The sequence below is a fragment of the Streptomyces sp. NPDC005799 genome, from assembly GCF_040630525.1.
In the GTDB taxonomy this organism is placed as follows: domain Bacteria; phylum Actinomycetota; class Actinomycetes; order Streptomycetales; family Streptomycetaceae; genus Streptomyces; species Streptomyces griseorubiginosus_B.
The window spans coordinates 25,776-41,626 of the sequence record NZ_JBEXXQ010000076.1; the positions used below are offsets into that span (position 1 = coordinate 25,776).

Sequence of the window (15,851 nt, forward strand, 5' to 3'; positions counted from 1 at the left end):
GGCCGCAAGCTGCCGTGTCGGCTGGATCAGAAGTCGTCGTCCGGGATGGCCATGGTGTGGTGCGCGCCTGCTCGGATGCGGGTGGTGAGTGCTTCGGTCTCGGGGAGGAGGTGTGAACAGTAGAAGCGGGCGGTGCGCAGTTTGTTGTGCAGGAATGTGGGGTCGGTGGGGGAGTCCTTGAGGAGTCTGGCCGCGGTGCCGGCCATTCGGGCCCACATATGGCCGAGGGAGAGGTAACCGATGAGGTGGAGGTAGTCGAGTGACACCGCCGCCATCTCCTCGGGATCCTCCCTCCAACGGGGGAGCCGCTCCTCGGTAAGGCTGGCGGCAGAGTCGAGGGCTCGCCTCAACTCACCGGTCACATCGGACAGTTGGGCCCCTTCCGACGCGTCGAGTGTGCTGAGTGTGTCGCGGATGGCGTCGAAGTACAGTCCGAGCGTCCGACCGCCGTCCCCCAGTACCTTGCGGCTGGCGAAGTCCACGGCCTGGATGCCGCTGGTGCCCTCGCCGAGGCGGAGCATGCGTACGTCCCGCAGATACTGTTCGGCACCGTTGTCCCGGATGTAGCCGTGGCCGCCGAAGCACTGGAGTGCGATGTCGGTGCACTCGAAGGCCTTGTCGGAGAGGAACGCCTTGACGACGGGCGTGAGGAGCGAGACGAGACGCTCGTGGCTCTCTTCCTCCAGCGGGTCGGGATGGACCCTGGCGAGGTCGAGGTTCAGGCTGGTCCAGAAGCAGAGGGCCCGGCCCCCCTCGACGAGGGATCGCATGGTCATCAGCATGCGACGTACGTCGGGGTGGACGATGATGGGGTCGCCGGCCAGGTCGGGGTATCTGGCGCCGGTCACCGAGCGTCCGGCGAGCCGCTCGCGGGTGTAGGCGAGGGCGTTGCGGTAGGCGGCGTCGGAGACGCCCACGGCGCAGGCGCCGGTGGCCAGGCGCATGTGGTTCATGATGATGAACATGCTGGCCAGGCCGCGGTGTGGGGCGCCGACGAGGAAGCCGGTGGCGCCGTCGAAGTCGGTGACGCAGGTCGGGCTGGCGTGGATGCCGAGCTTCTTCTCCAGCGAGCCGACGGAGAACTGGTTGCGCCTGCCGAGTTCGCCGTCGGGCCCGGCGAGGTACTTGGGGACGAGGAAGAGACTGATGCCCTTGACGCCTGCCGGAGCGCCGGGCAGCCGGGCCAGGACCAGGTGGACGATGTTCTCGGTGAGGTCGTGGTCACCCCAGCTGTTGAACATCTTCGTGCCGGTGAGCCGGAAGGAGCCGTCGTCGTTCGGCTCTGCGCGGCTGCGCAGCAGCCCCAGGGCCGACCCGCACTGCGGTTCGGTGAGTGACATGGCCGTGGCCCACTCACCGGTGACGACCTTGGGCAGATACCGGGCTTTGACCTCGTCGGAGGCGTGAAGGCTGATCACCTCATAAGCGCCGGGAGAGGTGAGAGGTGCCATGGCGAAGGAGAGGTTGGCGCCGGCGAGCATCTCCTCGACGACGGTGTAGAGGATGCCGGGCATGCCCTCCCCGCCGTCTTCGGCGCGGCACGTCAGTGCGGGCCAGCCGCCCTCCACGAAGATGCCATAGGCGTCGGCGAACCCGGGGGCGGCCCGGACGCCGTCCGGGCCGAGGGTCGCTCCCACCCGGTCGCCTCCCTCGTTCAGCGGCCCGATCTCCTTGGCGGCGAAGTCACCGAAGGCGTCGATCGTGGACGACAGGAGATCCTCGTCGAGGTTCTCGAAACCGGGAAACCCCCGGTGGCGTGGCACGGACAGGACGTCGTTGAGGAGGAACTTCATGTCGGCGAACGGGGGGTGATAGGTGGGCATGGCAGTCCTCTGCGCTTGCGCCGGCGCGACTCGCGGCCGGACGGTCGGGCTTCCCTCTGCACGGCGGCGGGTTCAGTCCGGGCCGCGACCGTTCACCGGGGCGGCGCTCCGCTCTCGCGGAGCAGACGGCGGTTCAGCTTGTTCGTGGCCGTCCGTGGCAGCGACGGCACGAGGTGGAACTCCTTCGGCCGTTGGTAACCCGACAGCGTGGACGCGGAGACGAACGCCGCGAGAGCGTCCGCCTTCAGCGATGGATCGGAGGTCACCACAAAGGCGTGGACCTGCTGGCCCCACTCGGGGTGCGCAAGACCCACGACCGCCGCCTCGACGACGGACGGATGGCTGAGAAGGACCTCTTCCACCACGGCCGGCATGATGTTGATGCCCCCGGAGATGATCATGTCGTCGCTGCGGCCCGTCAGGAACAGGAATCCGGCCTCGTCGATGCGGCCCAGGTCGCCCGAGCGCCACCAGCGGCGGCCGTCCGCAGCGACGGGGAACATCTTCTCGGTCAGGGCCTCGTCGCCCCATATGCCCTCGGCGACGGTCGGCGAGGTCGCCATCACCTCGCCCACCTCACCGGCCGGCAGGACGTCGTGGGCGGTGCCGCCCTGCTGGACGATGCGAATCTCGGTGCCGAGGAACGGCCGTCCGACGCTGCTGAGCCGCTCGCCCACCATGTCCTCGGCGGGGTTGACGGTGACCATGCCGAACGTCTCGGTGGAGCCGTAGGCCTGGGCGACGTTGGGTGAGACCGTCTCACGGATCCGGCGCAGGGTGGTCGTGTCCATCGGTTCGGCGGCGAAGTGTGCCTGGACCACGCTGGCGTACGTGTCCGCGTTCGAGTCCAGCGTGAGCAGCCTGCGCCACATGGTCGGAGCGAGCGACATGTGCGTGATCCGTTCGCGTCGAACGGTGGCGACGTACGCGGACAGGTCGAACTTCTCCAGGAAGACGCAGCACGATCCGGCGTTGAGGAACGGCACCCATGTGGCGTAGCAGCCGGTGAAAGCGGTGCTGTACGGCACGATCACCCGTTGCCCCGGGCGCAGGCCCAGGTACATGCCCTGGGCGGTCCGGGCCGCTTCGAGCATTCCGCGGTGGGTGTGCGTCACGCCCTTGGGCAAGGACGTCGTCCCCGACGACAGAATGATCACAGCGGTGTCGTCCTCCGCCGGAACCGGCAGTTCCCGCGCCGGTGCGAAGCCCGGCAGATCCCGGGGGACCTCGACCTCCGAGGCGGACGACTCGGGAGCCGCAGCGGCCGACCGCAGAGCGATCCCGGTCAACGGACCGGCGCAGTCGCCCGCCATCGCCTCCATCGCTGTTGCGAGAGAGGCGTCGTACAGCACGAGGTCGATCCCGAACTTCCGGCACAGACGTGCCTGCAGCTGTGGTGATTCACGGGAGTGCAACACCACGGGGATCGCACCGGAGCGGACCACTCCGAGCCAGGCGACGAGGTGGACGGCCGACGGCAGCGTCAACAGTGCCACGCGCGAGCCCGGCGTGACGCCCCGGGTCCGCAGCAGCGTCACCACGCGGCGCGACGCATCGTCCAGCTCCCCGAACGTCAGCCGCGAGACGCTGTCCACAGCGGCCTCGGACTCCCGGTACAGCCGGGCGACACGGTCGAACGCGGCCGGCACGGTCAACGGACTGGCCGTAGACATTCATTGCTCCTTCCCTCACCCCCTGAACGCGGGTGTCGTCCTGCGCTTTCAGTGGACCCGGTCGGTACCGATCAGGACGAACGCCATCCGGGCGCTCTCCGTGCCACGGTTGCGCCACGCGTGCCGCGTCCGCTGCTGGACGACGATGTCTCCCGCGGTCAGTGGGGTGGGCTCGCCGTCCTCCAGTTCGAGCCAGATCGTGCCGCGCAGCACCACGGCGTAGTCGACGCTCTCCGTGAAGTGCATTCCGGGATTGTCCGGTTCCATGCGCTCCGCGAGCCCCGGCAGGTGCTGCAACTGCTCGGCCCCGGCGGCAGCGAAGTCGAATCCGGGCGTGGCCATCAACGAGTCCGGTGGGAAGTCCACCACGCCGAGCACGGTGTGACCCGGCGCGGGATGCCACGACGTGCCCGCCGGCGCCGCTTCGGTGATGTCGACCTCGGGAGAGTGCGCGGTGGCCCAGATGACCGCGGACGTCATGCCGGGCACCGCCTTGTACTCGTGTTCTGTGGGGACGGGGCCGTCACTGAGGACGGTGGACCTTCCCTCTCGCAGTCCTGTGACCAGTCGTCTGATCGTCATGTCGTTCACTCCTTGTACTCGGTCGGCCGGCATGAGGGCCGCGGTCAGGGCTCGACCACCACGTTCACGAATCCGCCGGGCCGGGCGCCCACGATCTGGAGCGCGTCATTGACCTCGGACAGGGGGTACGTGCGGTGCTCCAGGTACGACAGGTCGATCACGCCGGCAGCGATCATGTCGATCATCTGGTCGATCTCGGCCGCGTTGAACCACACGGATCCCGCCGCGCGGACATCGTTCATCAGCACGTCCATGTACGGCTGCGCGACATCGCCCACGACACCGCCCGCGACCAGGACCGCGCGCCCACCCGCCTTGACGGCCCGGATGAGGGTGTTGGTGCCGTGGGCGTCGCCGCCGACGCCGAGGCAGTCGTACATCATGTCGACCCCGAGGCCCCCGGTCTCCTCCCTGGCCCAGCTCACCAGGTCGCTGACCTCCTCGGAGGAGACCGTCTCGACCCGGCCCGGGGCCATCTGCCGTACGCGCTCCAGCAGTTCGCGGTTGCGTCCGACGCCCAGTACCTTCGTCGCGCCCATGCCGAGGGCGATCGCCACCGCGGCGACCCCGAGAGTTCCCGTCACCCCGTTGATCAGCAGGGTGCGGCCCGGCCGAAGGTCGCCCTTGAGGAGAGCGGCGAAGGAGGTTCCGATGTAGCCGAACCGCGAGGCGGTGAGGAAATCGATCGACTCCGGCAGCCGGGCCGCCTTGTTGTGGGGGGCCACCACGTACTGCGACAAGCCGCCCAGGGGGTACTGGCCGAGCCACTGCCCGCCGGCCACGGTAGGTGACATGTATCCGCGGAAGTAGGCGTTCTGGCACAGATCCGTCCGTCCGCGCCTGCACTGGTGGCAGGTCTCGCAGGTGTGCCACGGGTCGACGTACACACGGTCTCCCGCCTTCAGTCCCACCACGAGTTCGCCGACCGCCTCGATCGTCCCCGCTACATCGAGGCCGAACACGGCTGGCAGCTCCGGCATGCTGAAGGGCGTGTATCCGCCGGCCACGTTGAACGTGTTGGGTACGAAGCCGCAGGCGGCGACCTTGACGAGGACGTCCTTCGGACCTGGGACCGGCTTCTCGGCCGTGCCGACTTCAAGCGGTTTGCCGAGCGTCACGAGTCGGGCAACGTTGATGTTCGCCATGGATCGAACCTCACTGTTCGGAATGAATCTCCAGGCCCCTCGGGCAAGTGAGCGTTCCTCGGAGCAGCCGTCTGTGTCAATAAGTAGGACCGAATATCGAACTGTAAGGCTCTAATCCGTTCGATCCGGTTGGGTAACTCGCCTGTCGATGCATGAAGCAGCAGCGGCATAGGCCGGAGCTGCGACTGATGGTCGATTAACGGTCATGTGTTGCTCGATTATCGTTCCCTAGGTAGCCTCGCAGTCTCGATGGGAAGTGATCAGATGAACGCAGTCCGGACCGGCGGCCTGGGAACCTTGCCGCTGCAGGGGAAAGTCGCAGTGGTGACCGGCGGGAGCAGCGGCATCGGTGCGGCGACCGCCGGCAGGCTCGCGGAACAGGGGGCATCGGTCCTCGTAGGCTTCCGCAGCGGTGCCGACCGCGCGGCTGACGTGGTCGCCGGATTGCCGGGAAGAGGCCACCGCCACCTGGCGATACCGATCGAGGACTCGCAGCGGCTGGGCGAGGTCGCCCGGCTCGTCGAGGACGAGTACGGCAGATGTGATGTCCTGGTCAACTCCGCCGGTGTCACTCGGAAAGTCCGGCATTCGGATCTCGGGGCGCTGGACGACGAGTTGTTCGACTCACTGATGCGGATCAACGTCCGTGGCCCGTTCGCCACGGTGCGGGCCTTCGCCCCCCTGATGCGCAGCACGGGGGACGCGGTCGTGATCAACGTGTCCTCGATCTCGGGCAGTACGGCATCGGGGAGCAACATCGCCTACTGCGCCGGGAAGGCCGCACTGGACAACCTGACCATGTCGCTCGGGCGTGCTCTCGGTCCCGAGATCCGGGTGATCGGTGTCGCGCCCGCCGCCGTGGACACCGCGTTCGTCCCGGGCCGTGACCGCCAGGCGGTCCTCGACCAGGCGACCGCCACGCCGCTCAGGGTCGTGGTCGCTCCGGACGACGTGGCGGTGGCCGTCGTCGGAGCCGTGACCCACTTCCGGACATCCACCGGGACGACCTTCGTCGTGGACGGAGGGAAGCACCTGTGAGCCCTCCGTTCCTCCCACTGCCGTTCGGTGTGTTCTCGGTCGGCGCCGAACGGCCTCGTGTGGGCGTCGCGGTCGGGGATCGGGTGCTGGATCTGGCGTCGGCCCTTGGTGACCCGGTCTTCGACCACCCGAGTCTGAACCCGTTTCTGGCCCGCGGCCCCGCGGCGTGGACGGAGACCAGGGCGACCCTGCTCCACGCGCTGAGGGGCGGTGGGCCGGGGACCGAGGGCCGTATGGAGCCGTACCTGATCCCGAGAGAGCGGGTACGGCTCCACCTGCCGATCGAGGTCGCGGACTTCGTCGACTTCTTCTCCTCGATCGAGCACGCGACCAACGCCGGCCGCATCCTCCGGCCGGGCGAGGAACCACTGAAACCCAACTGGCGGCATCTGCCGGTCGGTTACCACGGCCGGGCGGGCACGGTGGTGGTGGACGGGACACGGATCCGCCGGCCCCGGGGGCAGTACAGGGCCGGGGCTTCCGGCGCACTGTGCTACGCCCCGACCGCCAGACTGGACATCGAGGTCGAGCTCGGCTTCGTGGTGGGCGCGGGCTCGGCGCTCGGGAGCGCCGTCACCGTCGACGAGTTCGAGCAGCATGTCTTCGGCGCGGTGCTGTTGCTGGACTGGAGCGCCCGTGACATCCAGGCGTGGGAGTACGTTCCGCTCGGGCCGTTCCTCGGCAAGTCCTTCGCCACCACCATCAGCCCCTGGGTGATCCCCCTGGAATCGCTGGCCGCCGCCAAGATCGAGCCGGCGCCGCAGGACCCGCCGCCCCTGCCCCACCTGACGGGAACCACGCCCTTCTCCTACGACATCACGCTCGAACTACGGCTCAACGACCACCTGGTCTCCACCCCGAGCTTCGCGTCGATGTACTGGACACCGGCCCAGCAGCTCGCGCACATGACCTCGAACGGCGCCTCGCTGCGCACCGGTGACCTCTACGGCACGGGAACGATCTCCGCCTGGGAGGCATCGGGATACGGCAGCTTCATGGAGCTGACCTGGAACGGCGAGCGGCCCCTGGAACTGCCCGGCGGTGACCAAAGGGGTTTCCTCCAGGACCACGACGTGGTCTCCCTCTCCGCGACAGCGCCGGCACCGGGCGGTGGCCGCATCGCATTCGGACAGGTCAGTGGCCGTGTGCTCCCCGCGTCCGATGAACCGACAACACCCAACGAGAGGTTGCGATGACCGAGGCACAGGAGAAAACCGCGCCGACTTCGACCGGACAGACCGTTGCCGGACTGCGATATCTCTCTGGATTCGGCAATCACCATGCCACAGAGGCAGTGGCTGGCGGGCTCCCGGAAGGACGCAATTCGCCGCAGCGAGCGCCGCTCGGGCTGTACGCGGAACAGATCAGCGGTACCGCGTTCACCGCTCCACGGCGGACGAACCGGCGCAGCTGGGTGTACCGGATCCGGCCGTCCGCCGCTCACTCCGCGTTCGTCCCCATCGACTCCGGCCATGTGCGGACCGCGCCCGTCTGGGACGAGCTTCTGAATCCCAACCGGATGCGCTGGGATCCCCCGCCCGTCCCGGAAGTCCCGACCGACTTCGTCGAGGGGCTGTTCACCATTGGCGCCAACGGCGACGCCGAGGCACATACCGGCGTCGCGATCCACCAGTATGCGGCCACCACGTCCATGACCGAGCGCTACTTTGTCAACGCCGACGGGGAGATGCTGCTCGTTCCGCAGTCCGGCACCCTCCTGCTGCACACCGAGATGGGCGTTCTGCAGGTCTCACCAGGTGAAATCGCCGTGGTGCCCAGGGGCATCCGCTGGCGTGTCGTACTGCCGGACGGCCAGGCCCGCGGCTATGTCCTGGAGAACTACGGCGCCATGCTGACGCTCCCCGAACTCGGCCCCATCGGTGCGAACGGACTCGCCAACCACCGTGATTTCCTCGCGCCCGTCGCCGCGTACGAGGACACCGAGGCCAGTGTCGAGGTGGTGCAGAAGTACGGTGGCGCGCTCTGGTCTTCCGAGTACGACCACTCACCGCTCGACGTGGTGGCCTGGCACGGGAACTACACACCGTACAAGTACGACCTGTCCAGGTTCATGGTCGTCGGAACTGTCAGCTTCGATCACCCGGATCCGTCGATCTACACGGTCCTGACGTCACCGAGCGAGGTGCCCGGGACGGCCAACGCCGACTTCGTCATCTTCGCCCCGCGCTGGCTGGTCGGTGAGAACACCTTCCGCCCGCCCTGGTACCACCGCAACGTCATGACCGAGTTCATGGGCCTGGTGCACGGTGTGTACGACGCGAAGGCGGAGGGCTTCGTGCCCGGTGGCGCCAGCCTGCACAACTCCTTCACCTCGCACGGCCCGGATGCCGCGACCTTCCGCGCAGCGAGCACCCGCGAACTCACACCGCAGAAGATCGACGACACGCTCGCCTTCATGTTCGAGACGCGCCTGCCTCTGCGGCTTACCTCCGCCGCTGCCGGTGCACCTCATCTGCAGACCGACTACGACGCGGTCTGGCAGGGGCTCACGAAGGGTTTCACCGCCTGATCGCCGAATGCGAGAAAGCACGACCCCCATACGTAGTCCGATATCCGGACGATCGTGTTCGTATGCCTCTGTGGGCAGGGTAGGGTTGTCGCCATGGCTGAGATCTCGAAGACCGCCGACCAGGCACTCGCCGTCCTGGTGGCGGTCGGTGAAGGTCAACCGTGTACCCCGGCTCAGCTTGCCCGCGATCTGCGGATGAACCGTACGGTGGTGCATCGGCTGCTCGCCACCCTGCATCAGCGCGGCTTCGTCATCCGCCAGGACGAGGGCTATGTGGCGGGTATCGCGTTGCTCCGGCTCGCCGAGCGCGTGCAACCGAATCTCGCGGCTCATGGGAAGGCCGCCGCGGTGCGGCTGCGCGAGACCGTCGGCGAAACCGTTGTGATGCACGTCCGGGATGCCGACGACGCAGTCGTCCTCCTCCAGTCCGTGTCCGACCAGCACGTGGTGCGTGTCGAGCACAAGATCGGGTCCCGTCACTCACTGCTCTCGGGTGCCAGCGGCCGGGCGATCCTCGCGTTCCTCGACCAGAAAGCCGCAGAGCGCATCACAGGCCGCGCGGAGGATCCCGAAGCTGCGCGCCGTCAACTCGACGGCGTCCGCCGCGTCGGGTACGCCCTTTCGCACGACGAACTCCAATTGGGCGTCCACGGCGTCGCCGTACCGGTCCTCGATGGGGACGGCCAGGCCCTCGCAAGCCTGGCCGTTCTCGTGCCGACGAGCCGGACCGGTGCTGTCACCCAGCACATCGGCGCCCTGCTCGAAGCGGGGGCGCAGCTGTCGGCCACTGTGCGGAGCGCGGACACCCCGTGAGGCCGGGCCGCACGGCGGTCACCGGTGTGCGCCCTTCAACCGTGGGCGCGGCTGATGACGGCGGCGGCGTCCCGGAGAAACCTGGCCTTGGCCTGGGCTGTGTGCACCGGGAGCCGATAGTAGGGCGCCGCGATGGCCAGGGCGGCGACGGACTCACCGGTGTTGTCGCTCACCGGCACCGCGAGCCCGTTCATGGCGGGCTCGCTCTCGTCGGCGCTGAACGCGAAGCCCTGGGCACGGACCTCGGCCAACTGCTCCTTCAGCTCGGGCCATGTCGACTTGGTCGAGCCGGTCAGGGAGGGCAGTCCCTGCGGGAAGAGGTCGACAACATCCTTCTCCGGCAGCTGCGCCAACAGCACCTTGCCCGCTGCCGTGGCGTTGGCCGGGAGCACCACGCCGGTGCGCAGCCCCACGCGGACCGCCTGGCGGGACTCCACTCCGTCCACCACCCGGGTCGAGTTGCCTTCGAGGATGACCAGGCTGACGGTCTCGCCGAGCTGGTCGCACAGGCGCTCCATGGGGCGCCGTGCGTGACGCCGGATATCGGCCCTGCGGATCGCCGCGGCGCCGATCTCCAGAAGCGCCGGCCCGACGATGAACTCGGCATGGTGGGCCGGGTTGCGCTGCAGGAAGTTCTCCGAGACGAGCGTGGTCACCAGCCGGTGCGCCGTCGACTTCCCCACGCCCAGGTGGTCGCTGATCGACGGAAGCGTCACCTTGCCGTCACTGTGTGCCAGGGCGATCACTCGTAGGGCGTTCGCCACCGAACCCAGCGTCTGCGTCGCTCCTTGGGACCGTGTGTGCCGCATAGAGGAATAGTAGGCGATTCGATTCCGCAGATGTTCCGGTCGTCGATCGTGACTCGTAACGTCACTGGCACGCACCACCCGCACGCCGCGGAGAACACAACATCCTGTACCCGTCGTAAAGGACTCCTGTGTCTGCTTCCATCGGGCAAGGTGAGGCCGTCGCCTACGACGTGATCGTCGTCGGTGCCGGCCCAGTCGGTCTGACCGCCGCCCTGGTACTCGGGAGGGCCGGCAGCCGCGTACTGGTGCTGGAGTCGGAGGCGGAGCCGGCCACCCAGTGGCGGGCCTCGACCTTCCACCCGCCGACTCTGGAACTCGCCGAGGGGCTCGGCCTCATCGGTGACATGCTCGCCCAGGGCTTGGTGGCTCCCACCTACCAGCTGCGCGATCGCACCGGCGGTCTGATCGCCGAATTCGACTTCTCCACCCTGTCGGACAGCACCCAGTACCCCTATCGCCTGCAACTGGAGCAGTACAAATACGTACGGATGCTGCTCGACAGGCTCGCCGAGGAGACGAGCGTCGAGGTTCGCTTCTCCCACCGGGTGACCGGCCACCGTGTCACCTCGCCGACCTCGGTGGACGTCCGGGTGAGCGGTCCCGACGGCGACCTCACCGTCACCGGTGGGCATCTGGTGGGCGCCGACGGCGCGCGCAGCGCCGTGCGCCAGGACCTCGGCGTCGCGTTCGAAGGCATGACCTACGAGCACCGCTATCTGCTGCTAGGCATCGACGCGCCGCTGGAGGAGTACTTCCCGGGCATCTCCCACGTCAACTACGTCTCGGACCCGGCGGAGCACATGATGCTGCTGCGGATCCCCGACTGCTGGCGCGTGATGTTCGAGGTCACCGACGGACCGTCGGACGAGGAGACGGTCACGGACGGGTTCATCGTGAGGCGCCTGAAGGCGCTGCTCGACCCGCATCCCATGCCGCAGGTCCTCTCGCGGCAGCTGTACCGGGTCCACCAGCGGGTGGCCGAGGAGTTCCGCCGGGGGCCGGTGGTGCTCATCGGCGACGCGGCACACGTGAACTCGCCGATCGGCGGACTGGGGCTGAACTCCGGTGTCCACGACGCCTGGACCCTGGGCCGGACACTCGCCCACGCCGACGGAGCTCCGGATCTGGACTCGTGGGCCGAGCAGCGCCGGCGCGTCGCCCTGTCGGAGATTCAGCGGATAACCCACCGGAACACCCGGGACCTGTCCCTGGATGTGGGCGAGGCCCGCGACGCGCGCCTGGACGAACTGCGGCAGATCTCCCGCGACCCGCGACGGGCCAGGGAGTGGATGCTCGAAGCCTCCATGATCGCCAGCGCCCGCCGGCAGAACCTCGTTCCGGAAGAGTTGATCAAGACCGGCGGTGACTCCGTCACCACTGCCTGACCGACACCGCCACCAGCCGTTGACAAAGGAGTTGACCATGACGACGAAGCCGTCGATCGCGATCATCGGTGCCGGGCACGCAGGCCTGATCCTCGCGCTCGGGCTCCAGGACAAGGGCTACCAGGTCACCCTGGTGTCCGATCGAACCCCGGAGCAGATCGCCACGGGTCGCGTCACCTCGACGCAGTTGCTCTACCCGGCAGCCCGCGGCATCGAGCGGGAGATGGGCCTGGACTTCTGGCAGGAGTCCGCGCCGGCGGGCGAAGACCTCACGGTAACAGTCGCAGGCCCCGACGGAGGCCTGGACTTCACCTGGACCGCGCCCTACCGGCCGGGGCCGGCAGCATCGGTGGACTACCGGGTGCGGATCCCGTTCTGGATGAACACTTTCCGCCGCCGCGGGGGCCGCCTGCTCATCGCCTCGGCGGGTGTCGCGGAGCTGGAATCCCTCGCCGCTTCGCACGATCTCACCATCATGAGCACGGGCAAGGGCGAGATTGGCAAGCTGTTCGAGAAGGACAAGGCCCGGTGCACCTATGACACGCCGCAGCGCTACATCGCCGCCGTGTACGTCGACGGCCTGCAGACGCCGCAGCGCATTGCCACCGAGATCACCGTCATCCCCGGTATCGGCGAGTTCTTCTTCCTCCCGGTCCTCACGATCACCGGCCCGGCCAACCTGCTGATGTTCGAAGGCCGGATGGGCGGTCCGATGGACTGCTGGGACGGCATCGACACGCCCGCCGACTACCTGCGGCAGGCGAAGACCCTGGTCAGCAAGTTCATGCCCTGGAACGCCGACCGCGTCGCCGACGTCACCGTCACCGACGACAACGCCGTGCTGCGCGGATGCTACCCACCCACCGTGCGCAAGCCGGTCGCCACGCTCCCGTCGGGTCGCAAGGTGCTGGGCATGGCGGACCTCGTCGTCCTCAACGACCCGATCACCGGTGAGGGGGCCAACAACGCAGTCAAGTGCGCCAAGACCTACCTGGAGGCGATCGTCGAGCAGGGCGGCGACCCCTTCGACGAGGCCTGGATGAACCGGACCTTCGACGCCTACTGGGAGTACGCCCAGTGGGCCACCGCGTACACCAACATCCAGTTGGAGGGCCCGCAACACGTGCGTGACCTGGTCCGGGCAGGGACACAGTCGCAGACGATCCGGCAGTGGCACACCGACTCCCGGAGTTACCCGGAGGACTTCTTCCCGGCCTGGGCCGACGTCGACGAGGCGCACGCGCTCATCGCCAAGCACACCGCGCCGGCGGTCGCGGGATCATGACCAGCGCGGTGCGGAGCTCCGCCGTGGCCGCTTCCCCGGGCATCGACCGCGCGGCGATGCGCTCCGCGATGGGGCGCTTCGCCACCGGCGTCACCGTGATCACCAACACGGTGGCCGAGGACGTCCACGCCATGACGGCGAACGCGTTCATGTCGGTCTCCCTCGACCCGCCGCTGGTGTTGGTCTCCCTGGGGAACAACGCCAGGATGACCGTGCGGCTGGCCGAGTCGGACCACTACGGGGTGAGCGTCCTCGCCCACTCCCAGGAGTCGGTCGCCCGGCGCTTCGCCGGCAGCAAGCACCCCATGCCGCCACCGCAGTTCGAGTGGCTCGGCGGGGTGCCGGTGGTCGCCGGCTCGCTGGTGCAGTTGACGACCCGGATCGTCGGACGGCAGCCGGCCGGGGACCACACCCTGTTCATCGGGCACGTGGAACACCTTCGGTCGCGGGACGGAGAGCCGCTGCTGTTCCACACCGGCGCGTTCAAGCTCGTCCAGGTCGGTGTCACCGAATCGCTCTGGGAGTGCTGAGCATGGGGACAGCGCAGACCGAGCGGAGCCCGGCGACCGAGGACCGCAACGGCTACCAGCTGGTCGGCGACGGCGCCCGCAAGGTGATCGTCCTGCACGGGTGGCTCTCGGACGCCGCGTCCTGGGGGCCTGTCGCGCAGGCAGCGGACCGGTCCGTCTTCACCTGGTGCTTCATGGACGCTCGCGGCTACGGCCTTTCCAGGGAGCGCCGCGGCGCGTACACCATGGACGAGATCGCGCAGGACACACTGGCTGTAGCTGACTCGTTGGGCTGGCAGGAGTTCGCCCTCGTGGGGCACTCCATGACGGGCCTCGCCGTCCAGCGGGCCCTGCTCGCCGCGCCGGAGCGGGTCAGTGCCCTCGTCGGTGTGACGCCCGTGCCGGCGAGCGGGGGAGGACTGGCGGGGGAGCGCCGAGCCCTGTTCGACCAGGCCGTCGAGGACTACGGGGCACGGGCCACGGTCATCGACCGTTCCACCGGGAGCAGGCGGGGCGACCGTTGGGTGCGGGACCTCACGGAGCGGTCCTTCGCCTCCTCCGAGACCGAGGCTGTCCGCGGCTACCTCGACTCCTGGGCGGACGGTGACTTCCACGCCGAGATCCGCGGTAACACCGTTCCGGTCGGGGTCATCGCCGGGGCGCACGACCCGTCGTTGAGCGCCCGGCGGATGACCGACACCTGGCTCGCCTGGTATCCCGACAGCTGTCTGGAGGTGCTGGAGGACTCCGGTCACTATCCGATGGACGAGCAGCCGGGCCCACTGACGTACGCCATCCAGAAGGTGCTGGTGAACCACGCGGCCGGGCCCGGTACCTGAGCGGAGGCTGTGGGCGGCAACTGACCGAAGGTAGGGCCCAGTTGCTCCCTTGAGAGGGGTTACCGGCGCGGGACCTGACACTACGGTCGTGTGTGCCGCTGCGACATCCAGCCGGACCTTCGGCAACGGAGGAGAACGCCCTGTTCTCGCGAGGCGGGTATGCACCGTCGTCGTGCTCGCAGCCGGCAGTTGGCGGGACATGAGGAAGGACTAGCTACATGCGGCTCATTCCTGACGGCGAGGTCGCCCGATGACGATCATCGCTCTTGAGGAGCACTACAGCACGCCAGCGGTTCGGGAGGCGAATGCTGACCACCCCCTCGTGCACAATCCCCTCGCGCGGGAAGGCGTCGTGCAGCCGCCCGCCGACGTGCCTGCTGCACGAGGGTTCTCGGGGGTCGGCCCGCAGTTGGTCGAGCGGCTCTTCGAACTGGGGGAGCAGCGGCTCGCGAGCATGGACGCGGCGGGCATCGATGTGCAGGTTCTCTCGCACACCGCGCCAGGGCCGGAGGCCCTGGAGGCGAGCGCGGCGGTGCGCCTCGCGACCGAGGCCAATGACGTCGTGGCTGAGGTGATCGCCGCCCGTCCGGACCGCTTCGCAGGGTTCGCCGCGCTCCCGACGCCCGACCCCGGTGCGGCCGCGAAGGAGCTCGAACGGGCGGTCAACAGCCTCGGCTTCGTCGGGACGATGGTCAACGGCCACGTCGACGGGCGGTACCTGGACGACCAGTTCTTCTGGCCGATCTTCGAGGCCGCCGAGTCCCTGGAGGTCCCGGTCTACCTCCACCCCACGTGGCCGCCCAAGGTGGTGGTCGACGCGTTGTACTCCGGATTCTCCCCGATGGTCAACGGCGCCCTCGCGGCTGGAGCGTGGGGATGGCACGTCGACACCGGACTGCATGTGCTCCGGCTCATCCTCGGCGGCGTCTTCGACCGATTCCCTCGCCTGCAGCTCATCATCGGCCACATGGGTGAGGCGCTGCCCTCGATGCTCTGGCGCGCGGACTGGATGCTGAACAGGGTCAGCGGCCTGGACCGGCCGGTTCGGGAGTACTTCGCCCAGAACATCCACATCACCACCAGCGGCTTCTTCGACCACGCCTCGTTCGCCGCCGCCGTGCACGCTTTGGGTACCGACCGCATCCTGTTCTCGGTCGACTACCCCTACAGCAGCAACGACGAGGCGCGTGCGTTCCTCGACGGGCTGCCGGTCAGCGCCCAGCACAAGGAGAAGATCGCCCACGGCAACGCCGAGCGGCTGCTCAAGCTGGGCGACCGGGCGCAAGTCCGGTAAGCGGCCGTGCCGTTGCGCTGAAAACCCTGCAGTGAGGCTCCCCCCCCCCCCCGCCGGGGGGCCGCCAAGCACGGGTTTAAGACCGCGCGCCAGGGGCCGCCCCCCACAACACGCTGCCCGACGCCG

General features: G+C 68.5%; 14 protein-coding genes. 9 read left to right on the plus strand and 5 right to left on the minus strand.

Annotated features, from left to right (window positions below; translation table 11 throughout):
- Nucleotides 1-26: 26 nt before the first annotated feature.
- From ABZ453_RS45315 to ABZ453_RS45330, 4 genes are all read right to left on the minus strand, one after another.
- Complete coding sequence (locus tag ABZ453_RS45315) at nt 27-1,823, minus strand: acyl-CoA dehydrogenase C-terminal domain-containing protein (protein ID WP_359025042.1); 1,797 nt, start codon at nt 1,821-1,823, stop codon at nt 27-29.
- Between the two features lie 92 nt (nt 1,824-1,915).
- A complete protein-coding gene (locus ABZ453_RS45320) occupies nt 1,916-3,496 on the minus strand; it encodes a class I adenylate-forming enzyme family protein (protein WP_359025044.1) in 1,581 nt (526 codons plus the stop codon).
- Nucleotides 3,497-3,544: 48 nt separating this feature from the next.
- Complete coding sequence (locus ABZ453_RS45325) at nt 3,545-4,078, minus strand: cupin domain-containing protein (protein WP_359025046.1); 534 nt, start codon at nt 4,076-4,078, stop codon at nt 3,545-3,547.
- 44 nt (nt 4,079-4,122) lie between these two features.
- On the minus strand, nt 4,123-5,223 hold the full coding sequence (locus ABZ453_RS45330) for an alcohol dehydrogenase catalytic domain-containing protein (RefSeq protein ID WP_359025048.1): 1,101 nt from the start codon (nt 5,221-5,223) through the stop codon (nt 4,123-4,125).
- Nucleotides 5,224-5,547: 324 nt separating this feature from the next.
- Here ABZ453_RS45330 and ABZ453_RS45335 point away from each other — a divergent pair, with 324 nt between their 5' ends.
- The 4 genes from ABZ453_RS45335 (at nt 5,548) to ABZ453_RS45350 (ending at nt 9,604) form a co-directional block, all read left to right on the plus strand.
- A complete protein-coding gene (locus tag ABZ453_RS45335; protein WP_359025050.1) occupies nt 5,548-6,261 on the plus strand; it encodes an SDR family oxidoreductase in 714 nt (237 codons plus the stop codon).
- A complete protein-coding gene (gene fahA, locus ABZ453_RS45340) occupies nt 6,258-7,457 on the plus strand; it encodes a fumarylacetoacetase (RefSeq protein WP_359025052.1) in 1,200 nt (399 codons plus the stop codon). Before ABZ453_RS45335 ends, fahA begins: the two co-directional genes overlap by 4 nt.
- Entirely contained in the window at nt 7,454-8,791 is a 1,338-nt protein-coding gene (gene hmgA / locus ABZ453_RS45345) for a homogentisate 1,2-dioxygenase (protein ID WP_359025054.1), read from the plus strand. Before fahA ends, hmgA begins: the two co-directional genes overlap by 4 nt.
- A 93-nt stretch (nt 8,792-8,884) precedes the next feature.
- Entirely contained in the window at nt 8,885-9,604 is a 720-nt protein-coding gene (locus ABZ453_RS45350; RefSeq protein ID WP_359025056.1) for an IclR family transcriptional regulator, read from the plus strand.
- A 35-nt stretch (nt 9,605-9,639) separates the two neighbouring features.
- On the opposite strand, the gene ABZ453_RS45355 is transcribed toward ABZ453_RS45350, so the two are convergent.
- Nucleotides 9,640-10,413: an IclR family transcriptional regulator gene (locus tag ABZ453_RS45355; protein ID WP_359025058.1), complete on the minus strand. Its 774-nt coding sequence runs from the start codon at nt 10,411-10,413 to the stop codon at nt 9,640-9,642.
- 128 nt (nt 10,414-10,541) lie between these two features.
- On the opposite strand from ABZ453_RS45355, the gene ABZ453_RS45360 reads away from it, so the two are divergent.
- The 5 genes from ABZ453_RS45360 to ABZ453_RS45380 all read left to right on the plus strand — a co-directional run bounded on the left by ABZ453_RS45360 (nt 10,542) and on the right by ABZ453_RS45380 (nt 15,725).
- Nucleotides 10,542-11,798 (plus strand): NAD(P)/FAD-dependent oxidoreductase, encoded by a 1,257-nt coding sequence (locus ABZ453_RS45360; protein WP_359025059.1) that lies wholly within the window; start codon nt 10,542-10,544, stop codon nt 11,796-11,798.
- A gap of 37 nt (nt 11,799-11,835) precedes the next feature.
- On the plus strand, nt 11,836-13,083 hold the full coding sequence (locus ABZ453_RS45365; protein WP_359025061.1) for a styrene monooxygenase/indole monooxygenase family protein: 1,248 nt from the start codon (nt 11,836-11,838) through the stop codon (nt 13,081-13,083).
- A 23-nt stretch (nt 13,084-13,106) separates the two neighbouring features.
- On the plus strand, nt 13,107-13,613 hold the full coding sequence (locus ABZ453_RS45370; protein WP_359025063.1) for a flavin reductase family protein: 507 nt from the start codon (nt 13,107-13,109) through the stop codon (nt 13,611-13,613).
- A 2-nt stretch (nt 13,614-13,615) separates the two neighbouring features.
- A complete protein-coding gene (locus ABZ453_RS45375) occupies nt 13,616-14,431 on the plus strand; it encodes an alpha/beta hydrolase (RefSeq protein ID WP_359025065.1) in 816 nt (271 codons plus the stop codon).
- Between the two features lie 250 nt (nt 14,432-14,681).
- Nucleotides 14,682-15,725, plus strand: a complete 1,044-nt coding sequence (locus tag ABZ453_RS45380; protein ID WP_359025067.1) for an amidohydrolase family protein — start codon at nt 14,682-14,684, stop codon at nt 15,723-15,725.
- Nucleotides 15,726-15,851 lie beyond the last annotated feature (126 nt).